Origin of the sequence: Streptomyces sp. NPDC058240, assembly GCF_042882135.1 — a bacterium.
Lineage (GTDB): Bacteria > Actinomycetota > Actinomycetes > Streptomycetales > Streptomycetaceae > Streptomyces.
This window is the reverse complement of sequence record NZ_JBHVWT010000027.1, coordinates 12,817-34,303: the sequence shown is the minus strand read 5'-3', so window position 1 is coordinate 34,303 and position 21,487 is coordinate 12,817. Positions and strand designations below refer to the sequence as shown.

The window sequence follows — 21,487 nt, the reverse complement described above, 5'->3', positions numbered from 1 at the left end:
TCGCGCCGGGCGGTGCGCGGGGCCGGGACCTTGCGGCGAGCCCTTAGGATCGAGGCGTGGCCGTCTTCCGGATCGAGCGCTTCACCTCCCTCCCCGCCGCCGAGTCCTGGCGCCGGGTGACGGACTGGGAACGGCACGCCGCGCATGTACCGCTGACCAGGATCACCGTCCCCGCGGGTCTGCCGACCGGGGTCGGGACCGTCTTCGTGGCGCGTACGGGCGTGGGGCCGCTGGCGTTCGACGATCCGATGGAAGTGGTGCGGTGGACGCCTCCCGCCGCCGGGCGCGCGGGGCTGTGCCGGCTGGAGAAGCGCGGTTCGCTGGTGCTGGGCCGGGCTTCGATCGACGTGTATCCGACGGACTTCGGATCCCATGTGGTGTGGGTGGAGGAGCTGGGCGTCCGGCTGCTGCCGCGGTGGGGCGACCCGCTGATCGCCGGAGCGGGCCGCCGGGTCTTCGGCCGGGTGCTCGACAGCATGCTGGACCGTCCGGCGCGGCACCGTCCGTAGCGGGTGCCCGCCCCGGAGCGTGTCCGTGAGGTCCGCACGGTCGGCGACAGCGACAGCTGATGATGCGTCAGCTATGGTGTGCGCGAACCCGTCCGCCGCCGACCGCACGGGAGGTGCGTTCCATGCCACGCCGACTCCGTTCCGTGGAACTCGAGTTCGTCGATACCGCTCCGCTGAAGCTGGTCTTCGCCGCCGAGGTGGCTGCGGCTCCCGAGGTGGTCTACCGCGCGCTCGCCGACGATGTGCCGGGCTGGCCGGGCTGGTTCACGGCGGTGACGGCCGCCCGGCCCACCGAGGACGGCGCGGGCCGCGAGGTCCGGCTCAGGGGCGGCTTCGTGATCCACGAGACGATCATGGCGGCGGAGCCCGGCAAGCGGTACGCCTACCGGGCCGACCGGACCAACGCCCCGGGCATGCGGGCCCTGTTGGAGGAGTGGCGGCTCACCCCGGCCGGGACCGGGACACAGGTGCGGTGGACCTTCGCCGCCGACGGCTCCGCGCCCTTCCGGTTCGCCCTGCGGCTGGCCCGGTCGGGCATGGGCCGGTCCTTCCGGGACGCGGTGCGCAAGCTCGACCGGCGGCTGACCGGGTCCGCGTCCTGAGGGCTGCCGCGCCGCACGCACCCGGTTCCGTCCCGGCGGTCAGGGCCAGTTGCCGTCGGCCAGGAAGGAGTCGATGGTCGCGGTGTACGGGGCGATGTCCAGGCCCTGTCCGGCGAGCCAGCTGTCGGAGTAGTACTTGTCGAGGTAGCGGTCGCCCGGGTCGCAGATCAGGGTGACGATGCTGCCCGTACTGCCCTGCTCGACCATCTCGGCGACCAGTTTGAACGCGCTCCACAGCCCGGTGCCGGTGGAGCCGCCGGCCTTGCGGCCGATGGCCTTCTCCAGGGCGCGCACGGCCGCGACACTGGCCGCGTCCGGCACCTTCATCATCCGGTCGATGGCCCCGGGCACGAAGCTCGGCTCCATCCGGGGCCTGCCGATGCCCTCGATCCGGGAGCCGCAGTCGCTGGTGGCCAGGGGATTGTGGTTGGTCCAGCCGTCGAAGAAACAGGAGTTCTCCGGGTCGGGCACGCAGATCCGGGTGTCGAACTGCATGTAGTGCACATAGCGGGCGATGGTCGCCGAGGTGCCGCCGGTTCCGGCCGTGGCGACGATCCACGTCGGTTCCGGATAGCGCTCCAGCCGCAACTGCTGGTAGATCGACTCGGCGATGTTGTTGTTGCCGCGCCAGTCGGTGGCCCGCTCGGCGTAGGTGAACTGGTCCATGTAATGACCGCCGGTCTCCGCGGCGAGCGTGGCGGACTCCTCGTACATCTTCCGCGAGTCGTCGACGAAGTGGCAGCGGCCGCCGTGGAATTCGATCAGCCGGCACTTCTCGGGGCTGGTGGTACGGGGCATCACGGCGATGAACGGCACGCCGATCAGCTTGGCGAAGTACGCCTCCGAGACGGCCGTCGAACCACTGGACGCCTCGATCACCGGCTTGTCCGGCCGGATCCAGCCGTTGCAGAGCCCGTACAGGAAGAGCGAGCGGGCCAGCCGGTGCTTGAGACTGCCGGTGGGGTGCGTCGACTCGTCCTTGAGGTAGAGGTCGATGCCCCACGCCTCGGGCAGCGGGAAGCGCAGCAGATGGGTGTCGGCGGAGCGGTTGGCGTCGGCCTGGACCTTGCGCACCGCCTCCTTCAACCAGGCCCGGTACCCGGCGTCGGAACGGTCGATGTCGATCGTCGCCGCGGCCCGGCCGCCGTCTCCGTGCTTTTCGGTGCCCATCAGCGCGTTCCTCCTCGTGTCATCGTCACTCTCCGCCCACAACCTATTCCCCCTACCTGCACAAACGTTTACTTTGGTGCTCCATAGCTCTTCCTTGGCGTCGGCCGGCCCGGCAACCGCGGCACCGGTCCGGGACGCGATCTGGCGCGCCGCTCCCGGTTTGTGCAGACTTCCCATCAGAAGTGTCACGAAGGGGGCGAAGCAGTCATGCCGGAAACGGAGTTCAGTGCCACGGGGGTACGGATCGAGCGGTGGGCCCGCTCGCTCACCAGGGCCGGGCAGGTGATCGTCAAGGACGGCAGGCTGGCCCTGCTGACCAGCAACGGGCGGGAGATCGACAGCGCCCCGGTGGTGACGGTGAGTGCGGGCAGACCGTGGTTCGCCGGGGCCGGTGCGGCCGTGGCCCGCCTCAACGGGACGCGGTACCGGCTGACGATGGGCCAGCGCAACCGCGGTCCGGACCGGGCCGGACCGGCCCGCCGGTTCCTGGAGACGCTGCGCAGTGCGGGCGGACGGATGACCTGAGACGGGCGGCGGCGACGGAGGGCCGCGAGTTGCGGAGCCGTGACCCCTGGGTGACATTGGACACGTCACTCATGGTTCACCGGCAGTGACACTGTGATCCAGACCGCTGGGTGCCAATCAGCAGCCGGCCAGCTGCTGGATCCGTTCCTTCGTCTTCTTCCGGACCTATTTCGGGGAGTCGCAGCCGTGATCAGCGAGCCAAGCAGGCACTGCACGGTGGAGCTCCAGGCCCTGCCGTCGCGGATCGGACAGGTCCGCAGAATCATCTCGGCGCAGTTGCGCTACTGGCATCTCGATCCTTTGATCGACCCGGCGGCGCTCGGCGTCACAGAACTGCTGACCAATGTCCACCGGCATGCCCAGCCGGACAAATCATGCACCGTCGAGATCGAGTTGCTGCTCGAACGGCTGACGGTGTCCGTCCATGACCACGACCCACGGCTGCCGACTGTGCGCGAGCCCAGCACGTCCAGTACATCGGGACGCGGGCTCGCACTGATCGCCGCGGTCAGCGAGAGCTGGGGTGTCCGGCCGAGGGGCGGGGCCGGGAAGGTCGTCTGGTTCACCCTTTCGGCGCCTCCCTGGTGCGCCCCGCTCCCGCCGCATTCGGTGTACGGGGCCACCACCGACGGGCCGTTCGAACTGGCCGCCCTCACCTATCTGGAGAGCGCCGCGCCTTCCGTCGCGCGGTCGGCGGTGGTCGGCTGAAGCGCCGGTGCCGGCGGTGACCTCGGCGGACGGTGGAGGGGCGAGGCGCCGGACGGCGTCCCGCCCCTCCACCGTCCGCTACTCGGCGGCGATCGCGCGGAGCACGTTCAGCCGCGCCGCCCGGCGGGCCGGGCGCCGGCCCGCCAGCGCTCCGGCGGCGATCCCCACGAGGGCGACCACCAGGAGCCGCAGCGGCGGCAGGTCGAAGGCGACGGCGGTGTCGCCCGCGGACGCCTCGACCAGTACCCAGCCGAGGAAGCCGCCGAGCAGCAGGCCGCCCGCCGTGCCGAACGCGGCCACCAGGAGGGATTCCCAGCGGACCATCGAGCGCAACTGGCTCCTGGTCTGTCCCACCGCTCGCAACAGGCCCATCTCCCTGGTGCGTTCGTGGAGGGCGAGGGTGAGCGTGTTGGCGATGCCCAGCAGGGCGATCAGTACGGCGAGTGCCAGCAGGGCGTAGACCAGGGTGAGCATCATGTCGATGCCGCCAGCCGAGGACCGCGCGTACTCGCCGCGGGTCTGCACGTCGGGGTTGCCGTACGCCGACGCGGTCTTCGCGACCGCCGCCTTGCCGTCGGCGACGGACACGCCGGGCCTGAAGGAGACGGCGATCAGCGAGTCGGAGTCCTGGGCGCGGTGCGGGGCCCAGGCCTGGCGGGTGATGACGTAGTCGCCTGCCAGTTCCGACCGCTCGTAGACGGCGCGGACGGTGAAGGCGCGCCGTGTGCCGTCGGTGAAGGCGAGCCGGGCGGAGGAGCCGGGGTGCAGACCGCGCTTCGCGGCTTCGGTGCCGGAGACGGCGATCCCGTTCGTGCTCAGCCCAGTCAGCGAGCCGTCGACCCGGCCGAGGTCGAAGACCCTGCCGAGCGCGGCCGGGTCGGTGACGGTCAGGGCGCGGCCCGCACCGTCGACCTCCGCGACCCCCTTGCCGAGGCCGACGGCCGTCGCCACCTGCGGCAGCCGGTCGACGGCCGGGGCGAGCCGGGGGCTGAGGCCGCTGCCGCCCGCCCCGAAGGCGGGCGCGCTGATGGCGACATCGCCCGCGAAGGAGCGGTCGACGGTCTGGTTCATGGTCGCCTTCAGCGATGCGCCGAAGACGGTGAAGAGGGAGACCACGGCGACGCCGATCATCAGCGCGGTAGCAGTGGACGCGGTCCGCCGGGGGCTGCGGAGGGCATTGCGCCCGGCCAGTCGGCCGCTGACACCGCGCAGCCGGTCGAGCGGGGCGCCGAGGGCCCGTACCGCGTACGTGGCGGCGACCGGCCCGAGGACCACGAACGCGGCGAGTGCCAGTACCGCGCCGCCGGCGGAGAGCCAGACGGACGGGGCGGCCAGGGCGCCGGTCAGGATGACGCCGACGGAGGCCACCAGCAGCACGAGCCCGGCGAGGGCCCGCGTCCGGGACGCCCCCGAGTCGTCGACGTCGCTCTCGCGCAGGGCGGCGAGCGGAGCGGTGCGTCCGGCCCGGACGGCGGGCAGGACGGCGGAGCCGAGACAGACGAGGACCCCCACGGCGAGCGGCAGCAGCAGCGAGACGGCGCCGATCACCAGCGAGCCGTCGGGGAACGGAAATCCGACAGCAGGGAAGAGCGCCTGGAGTCCGGCAGCGATGCCGATGCCTCCGGCCAGACCCGCGGCGGAGGCGATCACGGCGACCGCGGCCGCCTCGACGAGGGTCGAGGCGACGACCTGACGGCGTGCGGCGCCGAGGGCGCGGAGCAGGGCGTTCTCGCGGGTCCGCTGGGCGACGACGATCGCGAAGGTGTTGTGGATGGAGAAGGTGGCGACGAGCAGCACGATCCCGGAGAACACCAGCAGCAAGGTGGTGAACAGGCTGAGGAAGGCACCGGAGATCATGTCCCGGTTCTCGGCGGCCGCGGCCTGTCCGGTGACGGCCTCGACACCCTTGGGCAGTACCGGCCGCAGTACGTCGACGAGTTCCCGCTGGCTGGTGCCGGGTCCGGCGCGGACCTGGATGGCCGATGCCTCGCCGGGCTTCGGCGTGAGGTACTTCTCGGCGTCGGCCTGTGTCATGGCCGTGTAGGTGACCTGTCCCATGCCGTCCTGGCCGCCGAAGGTGGCCAGCCCGACGATCGTGACGTGTACGGGGTCGGGGGTGCGCAGCACGGTCGTGTCGCCGATCCTGAGCCCGCCCCGGTCGGCGGTGCCGCGGTTGACGACGACCTCACCGGGTGCGGCCGGGGCGCGGCCGACGGCGAGCCGGTACGGGTTGAGTTCCGGGTCGGCGATCCAGTTGCTGGCGAGGGTGGGCGGGCCCTGACCGCCGATGGGTCTGCCGTCGGCGCCGATGAGCTGGCCAGCGCCCTGGATGTCGGGGGCCGCGGCGGCGACGCCGGGCGTCCGCTCGATCCGCTTCACGAGTTCGGTGCTCACCGGCTGCCGGGTGTCCTGGGTCTCACCGGCGACGGTGACCACGTCGGAGCCGCGCACAACGGCGTCGGTTCCGGCGTTGGCGTCGGCGAACATGGTGTCGAAGCTCGCGCGGAGCGTGTCGCCCATGACGAGCGTCCCGGTGAGGAACGCGACGCCGAGCAGCACGGCGACGAACGTACCGGCGAAGCGGCGCTTGTGGGCGCGGAGCGAGGCGATGCTCAGGCGTACGGAGGCCGGGGTGCCGTTCATTCCGTCACCGCCTGCGCGAGGGGTGGGGGGCGAAGGACTTGAAGCGGTCGAGCACGCGCTCCGCCGTGGGGTCGGGCATCCGGTCGACGAGCCGGCCGTCGGCGAGGAAGACGACCTCGTCCGCGTGGGCGGCGGCGACCGGGTCATGGGTGACCATGACGACGGTACGGGCGGTCTGCCGGACGGTGCGGCCGAGCAGCCGGAGCACCTCCTGGCCGGAGCGGGAGTCGAGGTTTCCGGTCGGTTCGTCGGCGAACACGACATCGGGGCTGCCCGCGAAGGCCCGCGCCACCGCCACCCGCTGCTGCTGTCCGCCGGACAGTTCGCCGGGCCGGTGGTGCAGCCGGTCCCGGAGCCCGACGGTGTCGACGAGGGCGTCGAGCCATTCCGGGTCGGGCCGCTCCCCCGCGAGATCGAGGGGAAGGGTGATGTTCTCGGCGACGGTGAGCGTCGGCAGGAGGTTGAAGGCCTGGAAGACGAAGCCGATCCGCCGTCGGCGCAGCAGGGTGAGCCTGCGGTCGTCGAGCCCGCTGATGTCGGTGTCGCCGATGAAGGCGGAGCCCGAGGTGAGCGTGTCGAGTCCGGCGGCGCAGTGCATCAGGGTGGATTTGCCGGAGCCGGAGGGCCCCATGATTGCGGTGAAGCGTCCGGTCGGGAAGTCGACGCTCACCCCGTCCAGGGCGCTGACCCGGGTGTCGCCCGCACCGTAGAGCTTCACGGCGTCGACGACCCGGGCGGCGCAGGCGGGAGCGGGCGTGGGGGTGGGTCCGGAGATGGGGACGGTGGTGGTCATGCCACGCCTCCCTTGCTGCCGCGGCCGAACTGTTCGTCCAGGACGGAGAGCCGGCGCCAGTACTCGTCCTCGTCGATCTGTCCGGCCGCGAAACGTCGGCCGAGCAGCGTGATCGGTGAGGGTTCGGCGGGTGCCTCCTGGGTGGGACGCGCCTGCCAGGGGCCTCGCCGGCCGCGCCACACGGTACGGCGCAGCAGGGTGACGCCGCCGATGACGACGGCAGCCCAGAAGAGCGGGAAGAGGAGGATCCAGGGCCCGGGGCCACCGCTGTACGCCAGGGTGTTCATCTCGGTCAGCTCCCTCGGTTCGGGGTTCGCGTTCAGGTTTTCCTGACGCTCTCGAGCCTCGCCCGGAGAGGGGGTCCGAGTCGTCGTACGGCCAGCGGCCGTGCGCATACCCCCTCGGGAGTACGTGGCGCTCCCCCGGCTGCTCCCGCAGGCGCCCGGGGTGTACCACCACGTCGTGGGCAAGCCCGATCTCGCGCTCGCGGCCATCCGCCGTACGGCCTTGCGGATGCGCGAGACGGCCGACCGACTGCTCGGCGGCCCGGGAACGGCGTACGCGCGGATCTCCGCGTACCTCCTGCACGAGCGCGACGTGATGCGTGGCTGCCCGGTCGGCCGGCTCACGATGGACCCGGACGTCGTCGCCAGTGACGGGCTGCGTACACCGGTCGACGAGACGCTCGACCGGCCGCGCGGCCGGCTCCCCGAGATCGTTCAGGAGGGCCCGGACCAGGGCGAGTTCACCCGCCCGATCGTCGCCGAGGAGGTGGCGGGGACGATCGTCGCGACGGTGCAGGGCGGCCATGTGCCGGCCCGCGCCTCCGGTTCACCGGACGCCTTCGGCGCGGGAGTCCGCGGTCTGCTCTCCCTGCTCGCGCCCGCCGACGCCTGACACCTGCCTCTCCAGGAAGGGCCGGGGGCTCGTGTACGGACGGACAGGGGCCGCCTGTCGACCTCACGAGGAGAACCGGGATGTTCTACGAAGGTTGCGCCGACAGAGCGCCCATCAGGGGCGCGTAGAACACGATAGAGCCCCGCCGCGGATGCGACGAGGGCTCGCGGTGCTACTCAGACACGGTTCCTACCGACAATGGTCCTGTCTGGGTTCACTGACCGCCGCTGGTTCCGATATGGAACCTTGTCAGCGCAAACACGATCATGAGGTCGAGTGCCATCATCGGGATGGCCCACGCCGGGTAGTACGGAACGAACATGAACTGGGTGATCAGACTGATCCCTGCGGCTGCTGCGCCGGCCCCGCGACCCCAGCTCTTGTTTGTCAAGACTCCCAGGCCGGCAATGACGAGCGCCACTCCGACCACGAGGTGAATCACGCCCCAAGTGGTCAGGCCGAACCGGTAGGCGTAATGGGACGAGGCGGAGAACAGGGTGTCCTCTGCGATGCCGGAGGCGCCCATCAGAATGCTGAGTGGCCCGCTGAGCATCAGCGCAGCCCCGGCGAACAGGGACGCGCCGTTGACCTTTTCGCTGTCGGGCCCCCCGTGCCCCGGCCGTGTACTGTCCGGCATCGCTGTCATGGCCGCCGCCTTCCTGTACAGCGCGGTCACCGGCGCACACTGCCCGTGCGAAGCCGGCCACGCTCCTCTGCCAGGATCACCGCAATCCTTCGGCGCCGCGACTGCAAAACCCGCCGCGAGGAGACAGCGGACACCTACCACGCTTCTGTCCCTGTGCCTGGGCCCCGGAAAGTCCACAAGCCATCGACCGCGAGCGTGGCATCGCCCACCTGCACCGGTTCCGTCGTCGGCGGATCCGCTGGGAGGTACGCGACGACATCCACGAAGCCTTCGTCCTGCTCGGGTGCGCGCACTCACCAGCCGACGACGTCTGACCTCGGTTGTCACCGACTGGTTCTTCTGCAGGGCGCGGGTGACACCCGCGATGACAGAGGTCGTCAGCACCCAGCCGAAGGCGATCAGCAGGTAGGCCAGGCGCTGCAGGCTGTCGTTCGACCAGTACCGGGCCGTGCGTCGGCCCAGGCCGCCGATGAGTATCAGGAGGTCGAGTGTGTAGCGCTCGGGGCCCCGGTGGCGCCGGCCCGCTCGACGGGGGCGTATGCGGTAGCCGCGACCGGGCTGCATCAAGCCGCGCACTACCCCGCGGAGTTGACCGGCCGTCTCCGCGCCCGCCTCGCCGACCTCTTCGTCGAGGAGCTGACCGAGGGCATCGGCTCGACGGGCGTATCGCAGGCCCGATCAAGGTCGCCGGGGCCTTTCACGACATCGACGCCCATGCCCCGTTCACGATGACGGCGGCGGCACACCACCGCACCGGTGCGCCGATCGCCGTCCATCCGGAACCCGGCACCCCGGACATCGGCGTGCAGCGCGCGGCGACACGGACGGCTTGGGACCCGTACGACGCCGAGTGCCGAGGCACGTACGACCGCTCGGAGTCCCCGTCAGGCCAGTGCGGCCAGCGGATCGTCCAGTACCGGCTGCCAGGCCAACTCCGCCGCGCCGACCAGGCTGTTGTGGTCGAGCGTGCACGGCAGGATCGGCACACTGCCGCTCCGCCCCCACAGGCTGCGGTCGGCGACCACCGCGCGCAGCCGCTCCGGGTCCGCGTCGAGCAGGGCGCGGTGCAGTCCGCCGAGGATGATGCGGTCCGGGTTGAGGATGTTGACCAGACCGGCGAGCCCGAGGCCGAGCCGGTCGATCAGCTCCTCGGCCGCGCCCCGTACCGCCGCGTCCTCGTACTCCGTGCGCAGCAGAACGCCGGCCTGCTTGAGCAGCGACTCCTCCGGGCCGGGTTCGCGTCGGGCGGCGACGAGGAAGGCCAGCGGGTCGGTCTCGACGTCCAGGCAGCCGCGCCCGCCGCAGTGGCAGGGGCGCCCCTCGGGGTTCACGGTGAGATGACCCACCTCCAGCGCGAGTCCCGAACTCCCGGTGTGCAGGCGGCCGTCGAGGACCAGGGCGCCGCCCACTCCCCGGTGGCCGGTGGCCACACAGAGCAGGTGCTGGGCGCCGCGGCCCGCGCCGTGCCGGTGCTCGGCGAGCGCGGCGAGGTTGACGTCGTTCCCGGTGAACGCGGGTCCGGGGATGCCCGCTTCGCGTACGCAGTCGGCGAAGATCTCGCTCACCGGGGCGCCGGCCGGCCAGGCGATGTGCAGCGGGTTGAGCGCGGTGCCCTCCGGTTCGGCGACCGCCGACGGCACAGCGAGGCCCGCGCCGACGCAGCGCAGTCCGCTGTCCCGCAGCAACCGGGCGCAGTCGTCGACCACTTCACCGATGACCTGCGCCGGATCCGCCGTGACGGTGACACAGCCGGGAGCGGTGGCCACGAGCCGCCCGCCCAGCCCGACGAGCGCGGCCCGGAATCCGTCGGCGTGCACCTGCGCGGCGATGGCGACAGGTCCGGACTCCCGGACGGAGAGCCGGTGCGAGGGGCGGCCCTGCGAGCCGGCGGCGGAACCGGGCCGGGAGTCGACCCGGATCAGGCCGAGTGCCTCCAGTTCCGCAGCGACCGCACCGGCCGTCGCACGGGTGACGCCGAGCTCGGAGGTGAGGACGGCGCGGGTGGGCGCGCGTCCGGTGTGGACCAGTTCCAGCGCGGGTCCGAGCGCGCTGCGGCCCCTCTCCAACTTTGTCCGGGTGGTGGACACCTTGCCGTTCATGGGGGCGAGTCTCCCACGGTCCGGAGGTGCGTCCGTCGCCCCGGTGGCGCGGTCGCGCCCCTGGCAACCGTCTTGCGCCCGCTGTCGCGGCGCCCCTATGCTGAGTTTGTGCCGCAACTAAACAAACTGGGGACGGCCCTATCGGGGGGACCTGGCGGAAACACCGCCGTACCTCCGTCGGCCCGCCTCCGTACCGCCCTGACCGTGTTCTTCGCCCTCGACGGTTTCCTCTTCGCCGGCTGGGTGGTCCGTATCCCGGCCATCAAGCACCAGACCGGTGCCTCGGCCGCCACCCTGGGCCTGGCCCTGCTCGGAGTCTCGGCCGGGGCCGTGGTGACCATGATGTTCACCGGCCGGCTATGCCGGCGCTTCGGCAGTCACCTGGTGACCGTGGTCTGCGGCGTCCTGCTCTCCCTCGCCATCGCCCTGCCCGCGCAGACGCGTTCGGCGCTCGCGCTCGGCCTGGTGCTGCTGGTCTTCGGTGCCGCGTACGGCGGGATGAACGTGGCGATGAACAGCGCCGCGGTCGATCTGGTCGCCGCCCTGAGGCGTCCCGTGATGCCCGGCTTCCACGCCGCGTTCAGCCTCGGCGGAATGGTCGGCGCCGGACTCGGCGGGCTGGTCGCGGGCAGCCTCTCCCCCGCCACCCACCTCTTCGTCCTCACCGGGGTCGGACTCCTGGTCACCGCGGCGGTGGGGCCGGTGCTGCTGCGCCACCCGGCACCCCGGCCCGCGGTCGGGGCCAACGGCTCCGAGGTGCCGCGGCGGCTGAGCGGCAGGGCCCGCCGGCTGGTGCTCCTGTTCGGCCTGATCGCGCTCTGCACCGCCTACGGCGAAGGCGCGCTGGCCGACTGGGGCGCCCTTCACCTGGAACAGGACCTGCACGCCCACCCGGGCGTCGCCGCCGCCGGCTACTCCTTGTTCGCACTGGCCATGACGGCGGGCCGGCTCAGCGGCACGGCACTGCTCGAACGGCTCGGCCAGACCCGCACCCTCGTCATGGGCGGTGCGACGGCGGCAGCCGGAATGCTGATCGGCTCGCTCGCTCCCACCACGTGGGCGGTCCTCCTCGGCTTCGCGGTCACCGGCCTCGGCCTGGCCAATATCTTTCCGGTCGCGGTCAGCCGGGCCGGTGAGCTGGCCGGACCCGGCGGAGTGGCCGCCGCGTCGACGCTCGGCTACGGCGGCATGCTGCTCGGGCCGCCCGCGATCGGCTTCCTGACCGACTGGTCCTCGCTCCCGGTGGCCCTCACCACGGTGGCGCTGCTTGCCACCGCCGCTGCGGCACTGGGGTACGGAGCACGCAACGCGACCCACGCGTGAGCGGCCGAACTCACCGCGCCGGGAGGCCCGTACCACTGGCACAATCGAAGCCATGGAGATCACGGACCACATCAAGTCCCTGGCCACCGAAGGACAGTTGCTGGCGACCGCCGCGCAGGAGGCGGGGACCGGGGCGCAGGTGCCGACGTGTCCGGACTGGCGGGTGCGCGATCTGCTGCGGCACACCGGGATGGTGCACCGCTGGGCGACCACGGTCTCGCCGGAACCGCCGCAGGCCGTACGGGCTGACGGGGCGCCCGAAGAGGGGTCCGTCGACTGCGAGTTGAGCGGGTCGGCCGAGAAGCTCTGCCTGACGCTCTGGAATCGGCTGCCGCTCATGGCGGTCACTGTGACGGGCGACCCGGAGCCCGCCCGGATCTGGTGCGAGAAATCCGGGATCACCTGGTCCTGACGACCGGCCGGGGCGATCCGGTGCCCGACGCCCGGTCCGTCGGCCCGCTCCGACGCCGCGGTCAGTCCCCCGGCCCGTTCAGCATCCGGGCGAGCACCGACCTCTGCAACGGCTTCACCTCGGCATGGCGCGCCCGGCCCTTCGCCGTCAGCTCCACCCGGACGCCCCGCCGGTCCTCGCTGCACATCCCCCGGCGCACGAGGTCGTCCTTCTCCAGCCGCGCGACCAGACGGGACAGCGCGCTCTGGCTGAGATGGACCCGGGAAGCCAGCTCCTGCACACGATAGGCGGAGCCGCCGTCCTCGGGCGCGCCCTCCGCCAGGACGTCGAGCACCTCGAAATCGCTGGCGCCGAGGCCGTGTCGGTGCAGCTCGCGGTCGAGCTCACAGAGCGTCCTGGCGTGCAGCGCGAGGATGTCCCGCCACTCGTCGACGAGCATCCGCTCGGACTTGTCCGCTGCCATAACCGCACGTTAGCAGAGATGAGGCCGATTGTTGCGTCGGAATTAAATGCACTTGCATTCAATGCATGTGCATGTACCGTGCTCCTCATGACCACTCCGCTCAACGTCCCCGATTCCCACGAGCGTTGGAGCCCGCGCCTGTGGGGCACTCTCCTCGTGCTCTGCGCCGCGATGTTCCTGGACGCCCTCGACGTCTCCATGGTCGGCGTCGCGCTGCCGTCCATCGCCGACGATCTCGGACTGACCACGTCGACCCTCCAGTGGATCGTCAGCGGCTACATCCTCGGCTACGGCGGACTGCTGCTTCTCGGCGGCCGGGCGGCCGATCTGCTGGGCAGGCGCCAGGTCTTCCTCGTCGCGCTCGGTGTCTTCGCCCTCGCCTCGTTGCTCGGCGGATTCGTCGACTCCGGACCACTGCTGATCGCCAGTCGTTTCATCAAGGGCCTGAGCGCCGCCTTCACCGCGCCGGCCGGGCTCTCGATCATCACCACCACGTTCAAGGAGGGCCCGCAGCGCAATCGCGCCCTCTCCATCTACACCACCTGCGCGGCCACCGGTTTCTCCATGGGCCTGGTCCTCTCGGGCCTGCTCACCCAGCTGTCCTGGCGGTGGACGATGCTGCTGCCCGCCCCGATCGCCCTGATCGCCCTGATCGCGGGCCTCAAGCTGATCCCGCACAGCGAGCGCGAGGACACCCACCGCGGCTACGACCTGCCGGGCGCCGTCACCGGCACGGCCGCCATGCTGCTGCTGGTGTTCACGGTCGTACAGGCACCCGAGGCCGGCTGGACCTCCGCCCGCACTCTGCTGTCGTTCCTCGCCGCCGCCGTACTGCTCACCGTCTTCGTCACGATCGAGCGGCGCACCGCGAACCCGCTGATCCGCCTGGGGGTGCTGCGCTCCGGGAGCCAGGTCAGGGCACAGTTGGGCGCCACGGCCTTCTTCGGCAGTTACGTGGGCTTCCAGTTCCTCGTCACCCAGTACATGCAGTCGCTGCTGGGCTGGTCCGCGCTGGAGACCGCGCTGGCCTTCCTGCCCGCGGGCGTGCTGGTCGCCCTGTCCTCGACGAAGATCGGTGATGTGGTGGACCGGTTCGGGACACCGCGTGTCATCGCGGCCGGCTTCACGTTCCTCGTCATCGGCTACGCGCTCTTCCTGCGGATCACCCTCACCCCGTCGTACGCCGTGGTGATCCTGCCGTCCATGCTGCTGCTCGGCGCGGCCTGCGCGCTGACCTTCCCCTCGCTCAACATCCAGGCGACCAACGGGGTCGACGACGACGAGCAGGGCATGGTCTCGGGCCTGCTGAACACCTCGATCCAGGTCGGCGGAGCGATCTTCCTGGCGGTGGTGACCGCGGTGATCACGGCGCACGGCAGCGGCGACGGATCACGTCAGGCGGTCCTGGACAGCTACCGGCCCGGCCTGGTCGTGGTGACCGCGGTGGCGTTCGCCGGACTGCTGGTCACGCTCACCGGCCTGCGGCGCCGCCGCCCGGTTCAGCACACCGTGCTGGTCGCGTCGTCCGAGATGGACCGTGCGGCCGAGACCGGGGCGAGGGCGACGGCGGGCGCGCAGAAGGTGTCGGTGCGGGACTGACATCCGGGCGAGGGGAGAGGCGCGGTGGCGGGCCGGCGGGCAAGCATCTCGGCCGGACACCGCACCTGCCCCCCGCGCCCGGATCAGCCGAGCCAGCCCGGCCGCACCAGCCCCGACTCGTAGGCGAGCACGACGAGTTGGGCCCGGTCGCGGGCGCCCAGCTTCACCATGGTGCGGCTGACATGGGTCTTGGCGGTGAGCGGGCTGACGACCAGCCGTCGGGCGATCTCCTCGTTGGAGAGCCCTATGCCGACGAGCGCCATCACCTCCCTTTCCCGTTCGGTGAGTCCGCTCAGCCCCGTCGCCGTCGCGGGTTCCTTGGAGCGGGCCGCGAACTCGGCGATCAGGCGGCGGGTGACCCCCGGCGAGAGCAGGGCGTCGCCGCCCACCACGGCGCGCACGGCGCGCAGCAGTTCCTCCGGTTCGGTGTCCTTGACGAGAAAGCCGGAGGCTCCGGACCGGATCGCCTCGAAGACGTACTCGTCGAGTTCGAAGGTGGTGAGCATGACCACCTTGACGTCGTCCAGGCGGGCATCCCCGGTGATGGCACGGGTCGCGGCGAGGCCGTCGAGATGTGGCATCCGGATGTCCATCAGCACGATGTCGGGCCGCAGTCCGCCCACCATGCGCACGGCTTCCGCGCCGTCGGCGGCCTCTCCCGCCACCTCGATGTCGGGCTGGGCGTCCAACAGGGCCCGGAAGCCCGCCCGGACCAGGGACTGGTCGTCGGCGAGCAGTACGCGGATCACGGTGTCTCCTCCTCGTGCGCCGCCGTGCCGGACGAACCGGACGGCAGCGGAAGTTCGGCCCGCACCCGGAAGCCGCCGTCGGCCCGGGGGCCCGCCTCGATCGTGCCACCCAGCCCGGCGGCCCGCTCCCGCATCCCCGCCAGCCCGTTACCGCTGCCTCCGGCGTCGCCGCCGGTGGCGGGTCCTTCGTCGTCGATACGGAGCCGGATGCGGCCGGGCCCGTAGACGATACGGACCTGCGCGGTACGCGATCCGGAGTGCCGGACCACGTTCGTCAGTGCTTCCTGCACGATGCGGAAGGCGGCGAGATCCGCGCCGGGCGGAACCGATGGCCGTTCGCCGTCGGTCTCGACGGTGACGGTCAGTCCGGTGCCGGCCGCCTGCTCGACGAGTTCGGGGAGCCGGTCGAGTCCGGGGGCCGGGGCCCGGGGGGCGTCTCCCGGGGTGCGCAGGGTGTCGAGGACCTGACGGACCTCGCCCAGCGCCTCCTTGCTGGCGGCCTTGATGGCGGTGAGCGCCGCACGTGCCTGCTCGGGGTCGGAGTCCAGCAGCGCGAGACCCACGCTCGACTGGACGTTGATGACGGAGATGCTGTGGGCCAGGACGTCATGGAGTTCGCGCGCCATCCGCAGCCGTTCCTCGTCGGCCCGACGCTGCTCCGCGGCCTCCCGTTCCGCCCGTCGGTCCGCCCACTGCTCACGGCGTACGCGAACGAACTCGGCGGCGGCGACGATGGCCACCACCCAGGCGGCGATGCCCAGCTCCTGTCCCCAGGGGGCGGCGTGGTCGTCGGAGGGCGGCAGCCACCGGTAGAGCCAGTGCGCCACCAGGACGTGTCCCAGCCACACCATGCCCACGGCGGACCAGGCGGCCCGCCGGTGTCCGGAGACGACCGCGCTGAAGCAGCCGACGGCGACGGCCAGGAAGACCGGCCCGTACGGATAGCCGGCCACCAGATAGATCATCGCCGCGACCGAGCTGCCGAAGGCGGCCACCACGGGGTGGCGGTGGCGCAGCAGGAGCACGGCGACGGCCAGGAAGAGCAGCAGTCGCGCGAAAAGGTCCAGCGGGGCCCGCTCGTCCATCTGCCCCCGGGCCGCGATGGTCGAACCGATCATGACGACGGCGCCGAGCAGGATCGTCGACGGCCAGGGCAGCCGGGAGGCGGAGCGTCCCGGCTCCCCGGTCAGCCACCGCGGCGGCTCGCCGTGTGCCCAGGGAGGACCGCCGCCGCTTCCGTGTGAGCGCTGCTCTTCCATATCGGCCACGCTAGACCGCGGGCCCCGGCAAAGGCGTCAGCCGGACGTGGTGATCACCCGTACTCCGTGGGGAGTACGTCGTACGGGGCCGGGCCACGGGCGAAGGGGGCTGCCGGAGGGCCGGACGTCGGTGACGCCGGTCCTGGCCGGCGGAGAGCGGCCCCATGAGGCAGGGCGCCCTCGCCAAGTTCGACCTCGTCGCGACCGTGACCCGGACCCTGGAACGGGGGATCACCGCCCAAGCCGGTGAACCGGCAGGATCGGAACCGCAGCCATGACCGACCGGACGAGCACGACGACGGGCTGGAGCATCGATGTCTGGCTCGACCCCGCCTGCCCACTCACCCGCCACACCGCGCGATGGGTCGCGCAGATCGCCGAAGAGGTACCGCTTCGGGTGTGTTGGCACGTGATGAGCCTGTCGGTACTCAACGAGCGCCGCGACGACGCCCCCGAGGGCGACCCGCACGGCTACCTGTGGATTCCCGCCCGCGTCGCCGCAGCCGTCCAGACCGAGCACGGGCACGCCGCGCTCGGCGCGTTCTGCGACGCACTGTGGACCGAGCTCGACGGCACCGAGCGGGAATGGATCGGTGACATCGGCGAAGCACTGCAACGCAGCGGCCTGCCCACCGGGCTCGCCGAGGTCGGCACCTGCACCGACTACGACGATGAGCTTCGCGCCTCCCACCACGCCGGCGTCGACCGCATCGACTCCGAGATCGGCACCCCCGTCCTGGCCATCACCAAACCTGACGGCGATCAGCGGTCCTTCTTCGACCCCGTCCTCGACGCCGTCCCCGCACGGGCAGACGCCATCCGCCTCTGGGAAGCCGCCCGCCTGTTGGCCGGCGTCCCGACATTCCGTGAAATCAAGGCGTGACAGTCAGTCCGATTGCCACGGCTCACCGAATACGGACACCTTCACGCGTCGACAACGCCCCGCCCTGCCGCACCACTTCCGCCACCATTCCCGCCACCGAGCAGGCCGACCGTGCGGGCCAGTTCGGTGACGGCTTCCCGGAAGAAGATCTCCCTGGCCTCCACCACCCGGTTGAACTGGCCGAAGAGCTCGAAGGAGACCAGCCCGAACAGCTGTGACCAGGCGGCGATCAACGGAGCTGCGGCCTCCGGGGGAAGGCCGGGGGCCAACTCCGCGACCATCCGTCCGGCCTCGCCGCGCAGATCGTCGGCGAGCGGTGACAGCGCCAGGCCGTCCGTGCGGTAGGCGTCCGCGACCACGGCGATCAGCACGAGGCCGACGCGAGAGGCGGGGCCGATCGTCGCCTGCGGCGCGGTGTAGCCGGGCACGGGAGAGCCGTAGATCAGGGCGTACTCATGAGGGTGGGCCAGCGCCCAGTCGCGCACGGCGCGGGTGACCGCGATCCAGCGGGCGAGATGGGTGGCTGCCTGGGCGCGGGCGGTCCGGTGGGCGGCCTCCGCGGTCTCGCCCACGGAGTCGTACGCATCGACGATCAGCGCGGTGAGCAGCTCGTCGCGGCTGGGGAAGTAGCGGTAGAGGGCGGAGGACGCCATACCGAGCTCTCGTGCGACGGCGCGCAGCGACAGCTTCGCGGCGCCCTCGGCCGCGAGCTGCTTCTTCGCCTCGTCCTTGATCGCGGCGGTGACCTCGATGCGGGCCCGTTCCCTGGCTCCTCGGACAGTGTTCATGGTCATCAGTCTGCCATGAACACAGAGCACCGACCAAGAACGAGAGCAGCGCTCTTGATTTTGAGCACCAATCCCGTGCACACTGATCTCAAGCGAGAGCGCTGCTCTCAAAATCTTGGGGAGTCACCATGTCTCAGCCGTACTACCTTCAGGGCAACGCCTTCAGCGTCCGGATGAACAGCATCGTCGGCCGGCTCGCCCGCCATGGCGTCAGCCTCTTCGGCTCGGCCGAGATGTCGGTGCGCGGCCGCAAGAGCGGGCAGATGCAACGGGTGCCCGTGAACCCCCACACCCACGAGGGCGCGCAGTACCTCGTCTCCGCCCGAGGCCACTCCCAGTGGGTGCGCAACATGCGCGTCGCCGGCGGGGGCGAGCTGCGGGTGGGCCGGAAGATCCGTACCTTCGCGGCCGTGGAGATCACGGACGACGAGCAGAAGGCACTGATCATCCGCACCTACCTGGAGCGGTGGGGCTGGGAGGTCAACGAGTACTTCAAGGGCATCACCGCGAAGTCCTCGGACGCCGAACTGCTGGCCGCCTGCCCGGACCACCCCGTCTTCCGGATCACCGAGGAGAGCTGACCGTGCGGCCGGCCCCCTACTCCCCGGCACCGGGCGCCGGGCAATGTCGCCCGGCGACCCGGACAGGGCCTAGCGGTCCATCGCGGACAGGGCCCGCTGTGCCAGTGGATGCGTACGGACCAGTTCACCGAGCGAGGTCGTTCCGCGAGTGATTCCGGCGAACGCGTTCCAGGCCGGGCGGAATCCCGTCAGCACCGCGTGCAGCACCCCGGGGCGGCGCTCGAACAGTTTCAGCATGCGGCGTCCGACACCCATCTCGACACCGAGGCCCGCCTTGATGGCGAACGCGTAGTTCAACGCCTGGCGCCGGGCGTCCACCGCGTCGTGCGACTCCGCGATCCGGACCGCCCACTCACCGGCGAGCCGCCCCGACCGCAGTGCGAAGGAAATCCCTTCGCGGGTCCACGGCTCCAGCAGCCCCGCCGCGTCGCCGCACACCAGCACCCGCCCGCGTGACAGCGGCGAGTCGTCGCTGCGGCAGCGCGTCAGATGCCCGGAGGAGATCTTCGGCTCGAAACCGGCGAGGCCGAGCCGGGCGATGAAGTCCTCCAGATACCGCTTGGTCCCCGCCCCGTCGCCCCGCGCCGAGATCACACCGACGGTCAGGACATCGCCCTTGGGGAACACCCAGCCGTAACTGCCGGGCATGGGGCCCCAGTCGATCAGCACCCGCCCCGCCCAGTCCTCCGCGACCGTGGCCGGAACCGGGATCTCCGCCTCCAGTCCGAGGTCCACCTGGTCGAGCTTTACCCCGACATGGGCTCCTATCCGCCCCGCGCTTCCGTCGGCACCGACGACCGCGCGGGCCAGGACCGTCTCGCCGCCGGACAGCACCACGGCGACCGTGCGCCGGTCGGGCACCGAGGCGCCGTGCTGCTCGACCCTCGTCACCGTCGCGCCGGTGCGGAGTTCGGCGCCCGCCTTCTGCGCCTCCTCGACCAGACCCGCGTCGAACTCAGGGCGGTTGATGAGCCCGAAGAGCATCCGCTTGGACCGGCGGGTCCGCGCCAGCCTGCCGTTGAGCGAGAAGGTGACCGCGTGGATCCGGTCCCGCAAGGGCAGTTCGAACCCGGGCGGCAGCGAATCCCGCGAAAACCCGATGATGCCGCCGCCACATGTCTTGTACCTGGGAAGCTCCGCCTTCTCGAGGAGCAGCACCCGTCGGCCGGCCACTGCCGCCGCGTATGCCGCGGAGGCTCCGGCCGGTCCGCCCCCGACTACGACGACATCCCACACGGACGACTCTTCGTGCTCCTGTACGGCGTCTGCGTTCTCGCTGCTCACGATGTGCTTCTGCTCCCGATCCCACCAGTGGCCCATGCTGCTCACGGCATCCTACGGCGCGTTGCCCCCGGCCCCCGCTGTGGGAGGATCGACCGTACGTTCGTCCTGCATGCGACGCCGCACACTCGGTGCGCATGTAGCCGGATTCGTACACATAACGTCGCACCCACGAGGAGCGTGCCCATGACCGCCCGTCCGATTTCCGAGACCATTGCCTCGCTGATGCCCCGCGCCAAGACGGAGCTGGCCGAGCTGGTGGCCTTCCAGTCGGTGGCGGATCCCGCGCAGTTCCCGAAGAGCGAGTGCGAGGCGGCCGCCGACTGGGTCGCCGACGCGCTGCGCGCCGAGGACTTCCAGGACGTCGCCCTTCTCGACACCCCGGACGGCACCCGGTCGGTCTACGGCTTCCTGCCCGGTCCGGCCGGCGCCCCGACCGTACTGCTCTACGCGCACTACGACGTGCAGCCGCCGCTCGACGAGTCCGCCTGGCTCTCCCCTCCGTTCGAGCTGACGGAGCGCGACGGCCGCTGGTACGGCCGCGGCTCGGCCGACTGCAAGGGCGGCTTCATCATGCACCTCCTCGCCCTGCGCGCCCTCAAGGCCGACGGCGGCGTCCCGGTCTCCGTCAAGGTGATCGCCGAGGGCTCCGAGGAGCAGGGCACCGGCGGCCTGGAGCGGTACGCGGAGGCGCACCCCGAACTGCTGGCCGCCGACACCATCGTCATCGGCGACACCGGCAATTTCCGGGGCGGTCTGCCGACGGTCACCGCGACCCTGCGCGGCATGACGATGCTGCGGGTCACGCTCGACACCCTCGAAGGGAACCTGCACTCCGGGCAGTTCGGCGGCGCCGCCCCGGACGCGCTGGCCGCGATGATCCAGCTGCTGGCCTCGCTGCGCGCCGAGGACGGCACAACGACCGTCGACGGGCTCGCCACGGACACCGAGTGGGACGGACTCCAGTACCCGGAGGCCGATTTCCGCAAGGACGCGAAGGTCCTCGACGGGGTCGGGCTGATCGGCACAGGCACGGTCGCCGACCGCATCTGGGCCCGGCCCGCCGTCACCGTCATCGGCATCGACTGCCCGCCGGTGATCGGTGCGACCCCGTCGCTCCAGGCGAGCGCGCGGGCCCAGGTCAGCCTGCGGGTCCCGCCGGGCCAGGACGCCGCCGCGGCGACCGCGCTGTTGACCGCCCACCTCAAGGCCCACGCCCCGTGGGGGGCGAGGGTGACGGTGGAACAGGTCGGCCAGGGCCAGCCGTTCCGCGCGGACACCTCCAGCCCGGCGTACACGTCGATGGCGCAGGCGATGGAGGTCGCGTACCCGGGCGAGAAGATGCAGACGTCCGGCATGGGCGGCTCGATCCCGCTCTGCAACACCCTCGCCGCCCTCTATCCGGAGGCGGAGATCCTGCTGATCGGCCTGAGCGAGCCGGAGGCGCAGATCCACGCGGTGAACGAGAGCGTGTCGCCCCAGGAGCTGGAGCGGCTGTCGCTCGCCGAGGCCCTGTTCCTGCGGAACTACGCGGAGTCCAAGCGCGCCTGACGCTGC

Annotated in this window: 22 protein-coding genes and 1 pseudogene; 12 read left to right on the top strand and 11 right to left on the bottom strand. The window is 71.5% G+C overall.

Going from position 1 to position 21,487, the window contains the following annotated elements; translation table 11 throughout:
- Positions 1 to 56 precede the first annotated feature (56 nt).
- Both ACFVX4_RS29900 and ACFVX4_RS29895 read left to right on the top strand, forming a co-directional pair.
- Positions 57 to 509 (top strand): SRPBCC family protein, encoded by a 453-nt coding sequence (locus ACFVX4_RS29900; protein WP_389982963.1) that lies wholly within the window; start codon positions 57 to 59, stop codon positions 507 to 509.
- Positions 510 to 631: 122 nt separating this feature from the next.
- Positions 632 to 1,111, top strand: coding sequence for an SRPBCC family protein (locus tag ACFVX4_RS29895; RefSeq protein WP_389982960.1), 480 nt, complete (start codon positions 632 to 634; stop codon positions 1,109 to 1,111).
- A 39-nt stretch (positions 1,112 to 1,150) separates the two neighbouring features.
- On the opposite strand, the gene ACFVX4_RS29890 is transcribed toward ACFVX4_RS29895, so the two are convergent.
- Positions 1,151 to 2,281 carry a PLP-dependent cysteine synthase family protein gene (locus ACFVX4_RS29890; RefSeq protein WP_389982957.1) on the bottom strand — a complete coding sequence of 377 codons (1,131 nt, stop codon included), beginning with the start codon at positions 2,279 to 2,281 and terminating at the stop codon, positions 1,151 to 1,153.
- 207 nt (positions 2,282 to 2,488) lie between these two features.
- Here ACFVX4_RS29890 and ACFVX4_RS29885 point away from each other — a divergent pair, with 207 nt between their 5' ends.
- Together ACFVX4_RS29885 and ACFVX4_RS29880 are read left to right on the top strand one after the other, a co-directional pair.
- Complete coding sequence (locus ACFVX4_RS29885; protein WP_072485217.1) at positions 2,489 to 2,806, top strand: hypothetical protein; 318 nt, start codon at positions 2,489 to 2,491, stop codon at positions 2,804 to 2,806.
- Between the two features lie 186 nt (positions 2,807 to 2,992).
- The gene (locus tag ACFVX4_RS29880; protein ID WP_389982954.1) at positions 2,993 to 3,514 is read left to right on the top strand and encodes an ATP-binding protein; all 522 of its coding nucleotides are present in this window, start codon (positions 2,993 to 2,995) and stop codon (positions 3,512 to 3,514) included.
- Between the two features lie 78 nt (positions 3,515 to 3,592).
- Here the strand turns inward: ACFVX4_RS29880 and ACFVX4_RS29875 are convergent, their stop codons facing one another.
- Genes ACFVX4_RS29875 through ACFVX4_RS29865 form a run of 3 tightly spaced genes read right to left on the bottom strand, consistent with a single transcriptional unit; the run spans position 3,593 to position 7,237 of the window.
- Positions 3,593 to 6,157 carry an ABC transporter permease gene (locus ACFVX4_RS29875; protein WP_389982951.1) on the bottom strand — a complete coding sequence of 855 codons (2,565 nt, stop codon included), beginning with the start codon at positions 6,155 to 6,157 and terminating at the stop codon, positions 3,593 to 3,595.
- Between the two features lie 4 nt (positions 6,158 to 6,161).
- Entirely contained in the window at positions 6,162 to 6,950 is a 789-nt protein-coding gene (locus ACFVX4_RS29870; protein WP_389982948.1) for an ABC transporter ATP-binding protein, read from the bottom strand.
- On the bottom strand, positions 6,947 to 7,237 hold the full coding sequence (locus ACFVX4_RS29865; RefSeq protein WP_389982945.1) for an SHOCT domain-containing protein: 291 nt from the start codon (positions 7,235 to 7,237) through the stop codon (positions 6,947 to 6,949). Before ACFVX4_RS29865 ends, ACFVX4_RS29870 begins: the two co-directional genes overlap by 4 nt.
- A gap of 100 nt (positions 7,238 to 7,337) precedes the next feature.
- Between ACFVX4_RS29865 and ACFVX4_RS29860 the strand changes: the two genes are divergently transcribed.
- The gene (locus tag ACFVX4_RS29860) at positions 7,338 to 7,847 is read left to right on the top strand and encodes a TetR family transcriptional regulator C-terminal domain-containing protein (protein WP_389982942.1); all 510 of its coding nucleotides are present in this window, start codon (positions 7,338 to 7,340) and stop codon (positions 7,845 to 7,847) included.
- A 214-nt stretch (positions 7,848 to 8,061) separates the two neighbouring features.
- On the opposite strand, the gene ACFVX4_RS29855 is transcribed toward ACFVX4_RS29860, so the two are convergent.
- Positions 8,062 to 8,523, bottom strand: coding sequence for a hypothetical protein (locus ACFVX4_RS29855; protein ID WP_389982940.1), 462 nt, complete (start codon positions 8,521 to 8,523; stop codon positions 8,062 to 8,064).
- A gap of 489 nt (positions 8,524 to 9,012) precedes the next feature.
- Here ACFVX4_RS29855 and ACFVX4_RS29850 point away from each other — a divergent pair.
- Positions 9,013 to 9,299 (top strand): annotated as a pseudogene (locus ACFVX4_RS29850) (phosphotriesterase); the annotation flags it as partial.
- Positions 9,300 to 9,377: 78 nt separating this feature from the next.
- On the opposite strand, the gene ACFVX4_RS29845 reads toward ACFVX4_RS29850, so the two are convergent.
- Positions 9,378 to 10,592 carry an ROK family protein gene (locus tag ACFVX4_RS29845; RefSeq protein ID WP_389983049.1) on the bottom strand — a complete coding sequence of 405 codons (1,215 nt, stop codon included), beginning with the start codon at positions 10,590 to 10,592 and terminating at the stop codon, positions 9,378 to 9,380.
- A 108-nt stretch (positions 10,593 to 10,700) separates the two neighbouring features.
- On the opposite strand from ACFVX4_RS29845, the gene ACFVX4_RS29840 reads away from it, so the two are divergent.
- Positions 10,701 to 11,915, top strand: coding sequence for an MFS transporter (locus ACFVX4_RS29840; protein WP_389983046.1), 1,215 nt, complete (start codon positions 10,701 to 10,703; stop codon positions 11,913 to 11,915).
- Between the two features lie 52 nt (positions 11,916 to 11,967).
- Complete coding sequence (locus tag ACFVX4_RS29835) at positions 11,968 to 12,327, top strand: maleylpyruvate isomerase N-terminal domain-containing protein (RefSeq protein WP_389982937.1); 360 nt, start codon at positions 11,968 to 11,970, stop codon at positions 12,325 to 12,327.
- Positions 12,328 to 12,388: 61 nt separating this feature from the next.
- Here ACFVX4_RS29835 and ACFVX4_RS29830 read toward each other — a convergent pair whose 3' ends face one another.
- Positions 12,389 to 12,790 carry a MarR family winged helix-turn-helix transcriptional regulator gene (locus tag ACFVX4_RS29830; RefSeq protein ID WP_389982934.1) on the bottom strand — a complete coding sequence of 134 codons (402 nt, stop codon included), beginning with the start codon at positions 12,788 to 12,790 and terminating at the stop codon, positions 12,389 to 12,391.
- An 87-nt stretch (positions 12,791 to 12,877) separates the two neighbouring features.
- On the opposite strand from ACFVX4_RS29830, the gene ACFVX4_RS29825 reads away from it, so the two are divergent.
- The gene (locus ACFVX4_RS29825; RefSeq protein WP_389982932.1) at positions 12,878 to 14,389 is read left to right on the top strand and encodes an MFS transporter; all 1,512 of its coding nucleotides are present in this window, start codon (positions 12,878 to 12,880) and stop codon (positions 14,387 to 14,389) included.
- Positions 14,390 to 14,472: 83 nt separating this feature from the next.
- Here the strand turns inward: ACFVX4_RS29825 and ACFVX4_RS29820 are convergent, their stop codons facing one another.
- Positions 14,473 to 15,138 (bottom strand): response regulator, encoded by a 666-nt coding sequence (locus ACFVX4_RS29820; protein ID WP_389982929.1) that lies wholly within the window; start codon positions 15,136 to 15,138, stop codon positions 14,473 to 14,475.
- On the bottom strand, positions 15,135 to 16,397 hold the full coding sequence (locus ACFVX4_RS29815; RefSeq protein WP_389982926.1) for a sensor histidine kinase: 1,263 nt from the start codon (positions 16,395 to 16,397) through the stop codon (positions 15,135 to 15,137). The genes ACFVX4_RS29820 and ACFVX4_RS29815 overlap by 4 nt, the downstream gene beginning before the upstream one ends.
- A gap of 274 nt (positions 16,398 to 16,671) precedes the next feature.
- On the opposite strand from ACFVX4_RS29815, the gene ACFVX4_RS29810 reads away from it, so the two are divergent.
- Complete coding sequence (locus ACFVX4_RS29810; RefSeq protein ID WP_389982923.1) at positions 16,672 to 17,280, top strand: disulfide bond formation protein DsbA; 609 nt, start codon at positions 16,672 to 16,674, stop codon at positions 17,278 to 17,280.
- Between the two features lie 41 nt (positions 17,281 to 17,321).
- On the opposite strand, the gene ACFVX4_RS29805 is transcribed toward ACFVX4_RS29810, so the two are convergent.
- Positions 17,322 to 18,068 (bottom strand): TetR/AcrR family transcriptional regulator, encoded by a 747-nt coding sequence (locus ACFVX4_RS29805; RefSeq protein WP_389982920.1) that lies wholly within the window; start codon positions 18,066 to 18,068, stop codon positions 17,322 to 17,324.
- A 128-nt stretch (positions 18,069 to 18,196) separates the two neighbouring features.
- Here ACFVX4_RS29805 and ACFVX4_RS29800 point away from each other — a divergent pair, with 128 nt between their 5' ends.
- Positions 18,197 to 18,649 carry a nitroreductase/quinone reductase family protein gene (locus ACFVX4_RS29800; protein WP_389982917.1) on the top strand — a complete coding sequence of 151 codons (453 nt, stop codon included), beginning with the start codon at positions 18,197 to 18,199 and terminating at the stop codon, positions 18,647 to 18,649.
- A gap of 69 nt (positions 18,650 to 18,718) precedes the next feature.
- Here ACFVX4_RS29800 and ACFVX4_RS29795 read toward each other — a convergent pair whose 3' ends face one another.
- The gene (locus ACFVX4_RS29795; protein WP_323180267.1) at positions 18,719 to 19,933 is read right to left on the bottom strand and encodes a geranylgeranyl reductase family protein; all 1,215 of its coding nucleotides are present in this window, start codon (positions 19,931 to 19,933) and stop codon (positions 18,719 to 18,721) included.
- A 183-nt stretch (positions 19,934 to 20,116) separates the two neighbouring features.
- Here ACFVX4_RS29795 and ACFVX4_RS29790 point away from each other — a divergent pair, with 183 nt between their 5' ends.
- A complete protein-coding gene (locus tag ACFVX4_RS29790; protein ID WP_389982914.1) occupies positions 20,117 to 21,481 on the top strand; it encodes a dipeptidase in 1,365 nt (454 codons plus the stop codon).
- The last annotated feature ends 6 nt before the right edge of the window (positions 21,482 to 21,487 follow it).

Bases quoted from the DNA above. Each gene is read 5' to 3' on its own strand.
- ACFVX4_RS29845 (WP_389983049.1), bottom strand. From the start codon at position 10,592: ATGAACGGCAAGGTGTCCACCACCCGGACAAAGTTGGAGAGGGGCCGC.
- ACFVX4_RS29815 (WP_389982926.1), bottom strand. From the start codon at position 16,397: ATGGAAGAGCAGCGCTCACACGGAAGCGGCGGCGGTCCTCCCTGGGCA.
- ACFVX4_RS29800 (WP_389982917.1), top strand. From the start codon at position 18,197: ATGTCTCAGCCGTACTACCTTCAGGGCAACGCCTTCAGCGTCCGGATG.
- ACFVX4_RS29890 (WP_389982957.1), bottom strand. From the start codon at position 2,281: ATGGGCACCGAAAAGCACGGAGACGGCGGCCGGGCCGCGGCGACGATC.
- ACFVX4_RS29825 (WP_389982932.1), top strand. From the start codon at position 12,878: ATGACCACTCCGCTCAACGTCCCCGATTCCCACGAGCGTTGGAGCCCG.
- ACFVX4_RS29790 (WP_389982914.1), top strand. From the start codon at position 20,117: ATGACCGCCCGTCCGATTTCCGAGACCATTGCCTCGCTGATGCCCCGC.
- ACFVX4_RS29805 (WP_389982920.1), bottom strand. From the start codon at position 18,068: ATGAACACTGTCCGAGGAGCCAGGGAACGGGCCCGCATCGAGGTCACC.
- ACFVX4_RS29835 (WP_389982937.1), top strand. From the start codon at position 11,968: ATGGAGATCACGGACCACATCAAGTCCCTGGCCACCGAAGGACAGTTG.
- ACFVX4_RS29875 (WP_389982951.1), bottom strand. From the start codon at position 6,157: ATGAACGGCACCCCGGCCTCCGTACGCCTGAGCATCGCCTCGCTCCGC.
- ACFVX4_RS29810 (WP_389982923.1), top strand. From the start codon at position 16,672: ATGACCGACCGGACGAGCACGACGACGGGCTGGAGCATCGATGTCTGG.
- ACFVX4_RS29830 (WP_389982934.1), bottom strand. From the start codon at position 12,790: ATGGCAGCGGACAAGTCCGAGCGGATGCTCGTCGACGAGTGGCGGGAC.
- ACFVX4_RS29865 (WP_389982945.1), bottom strand. From the start codon at position 7,237: ATGAACACCCTGGCGTACAGCGGTGGCCCCGGGCCCTGGATCCTCCTC.
- ACFVX4_RS29895 (WP_389982960.1), top strand. From the start codon at position 632: ATGCCACGCCGACTCCGTTCCGTGGAACTCGAGTTCGTCGATACCGCT.
- ACFVX4_RS29885 (WP_072485217.1), top strand. From the start codon at position 2,489: ATGCCGGAAACGGAGTTCAGTGCCACGGGGGTACGGATCGAGCGGTGG.
- ACFVX4_RS29870 (WP_389982948.1), bottom strand. From the start codon at position 6,950: ATGACCACCACCGTCCCCATCTCCGGACCCACCCCCACGCCCGCTCCC.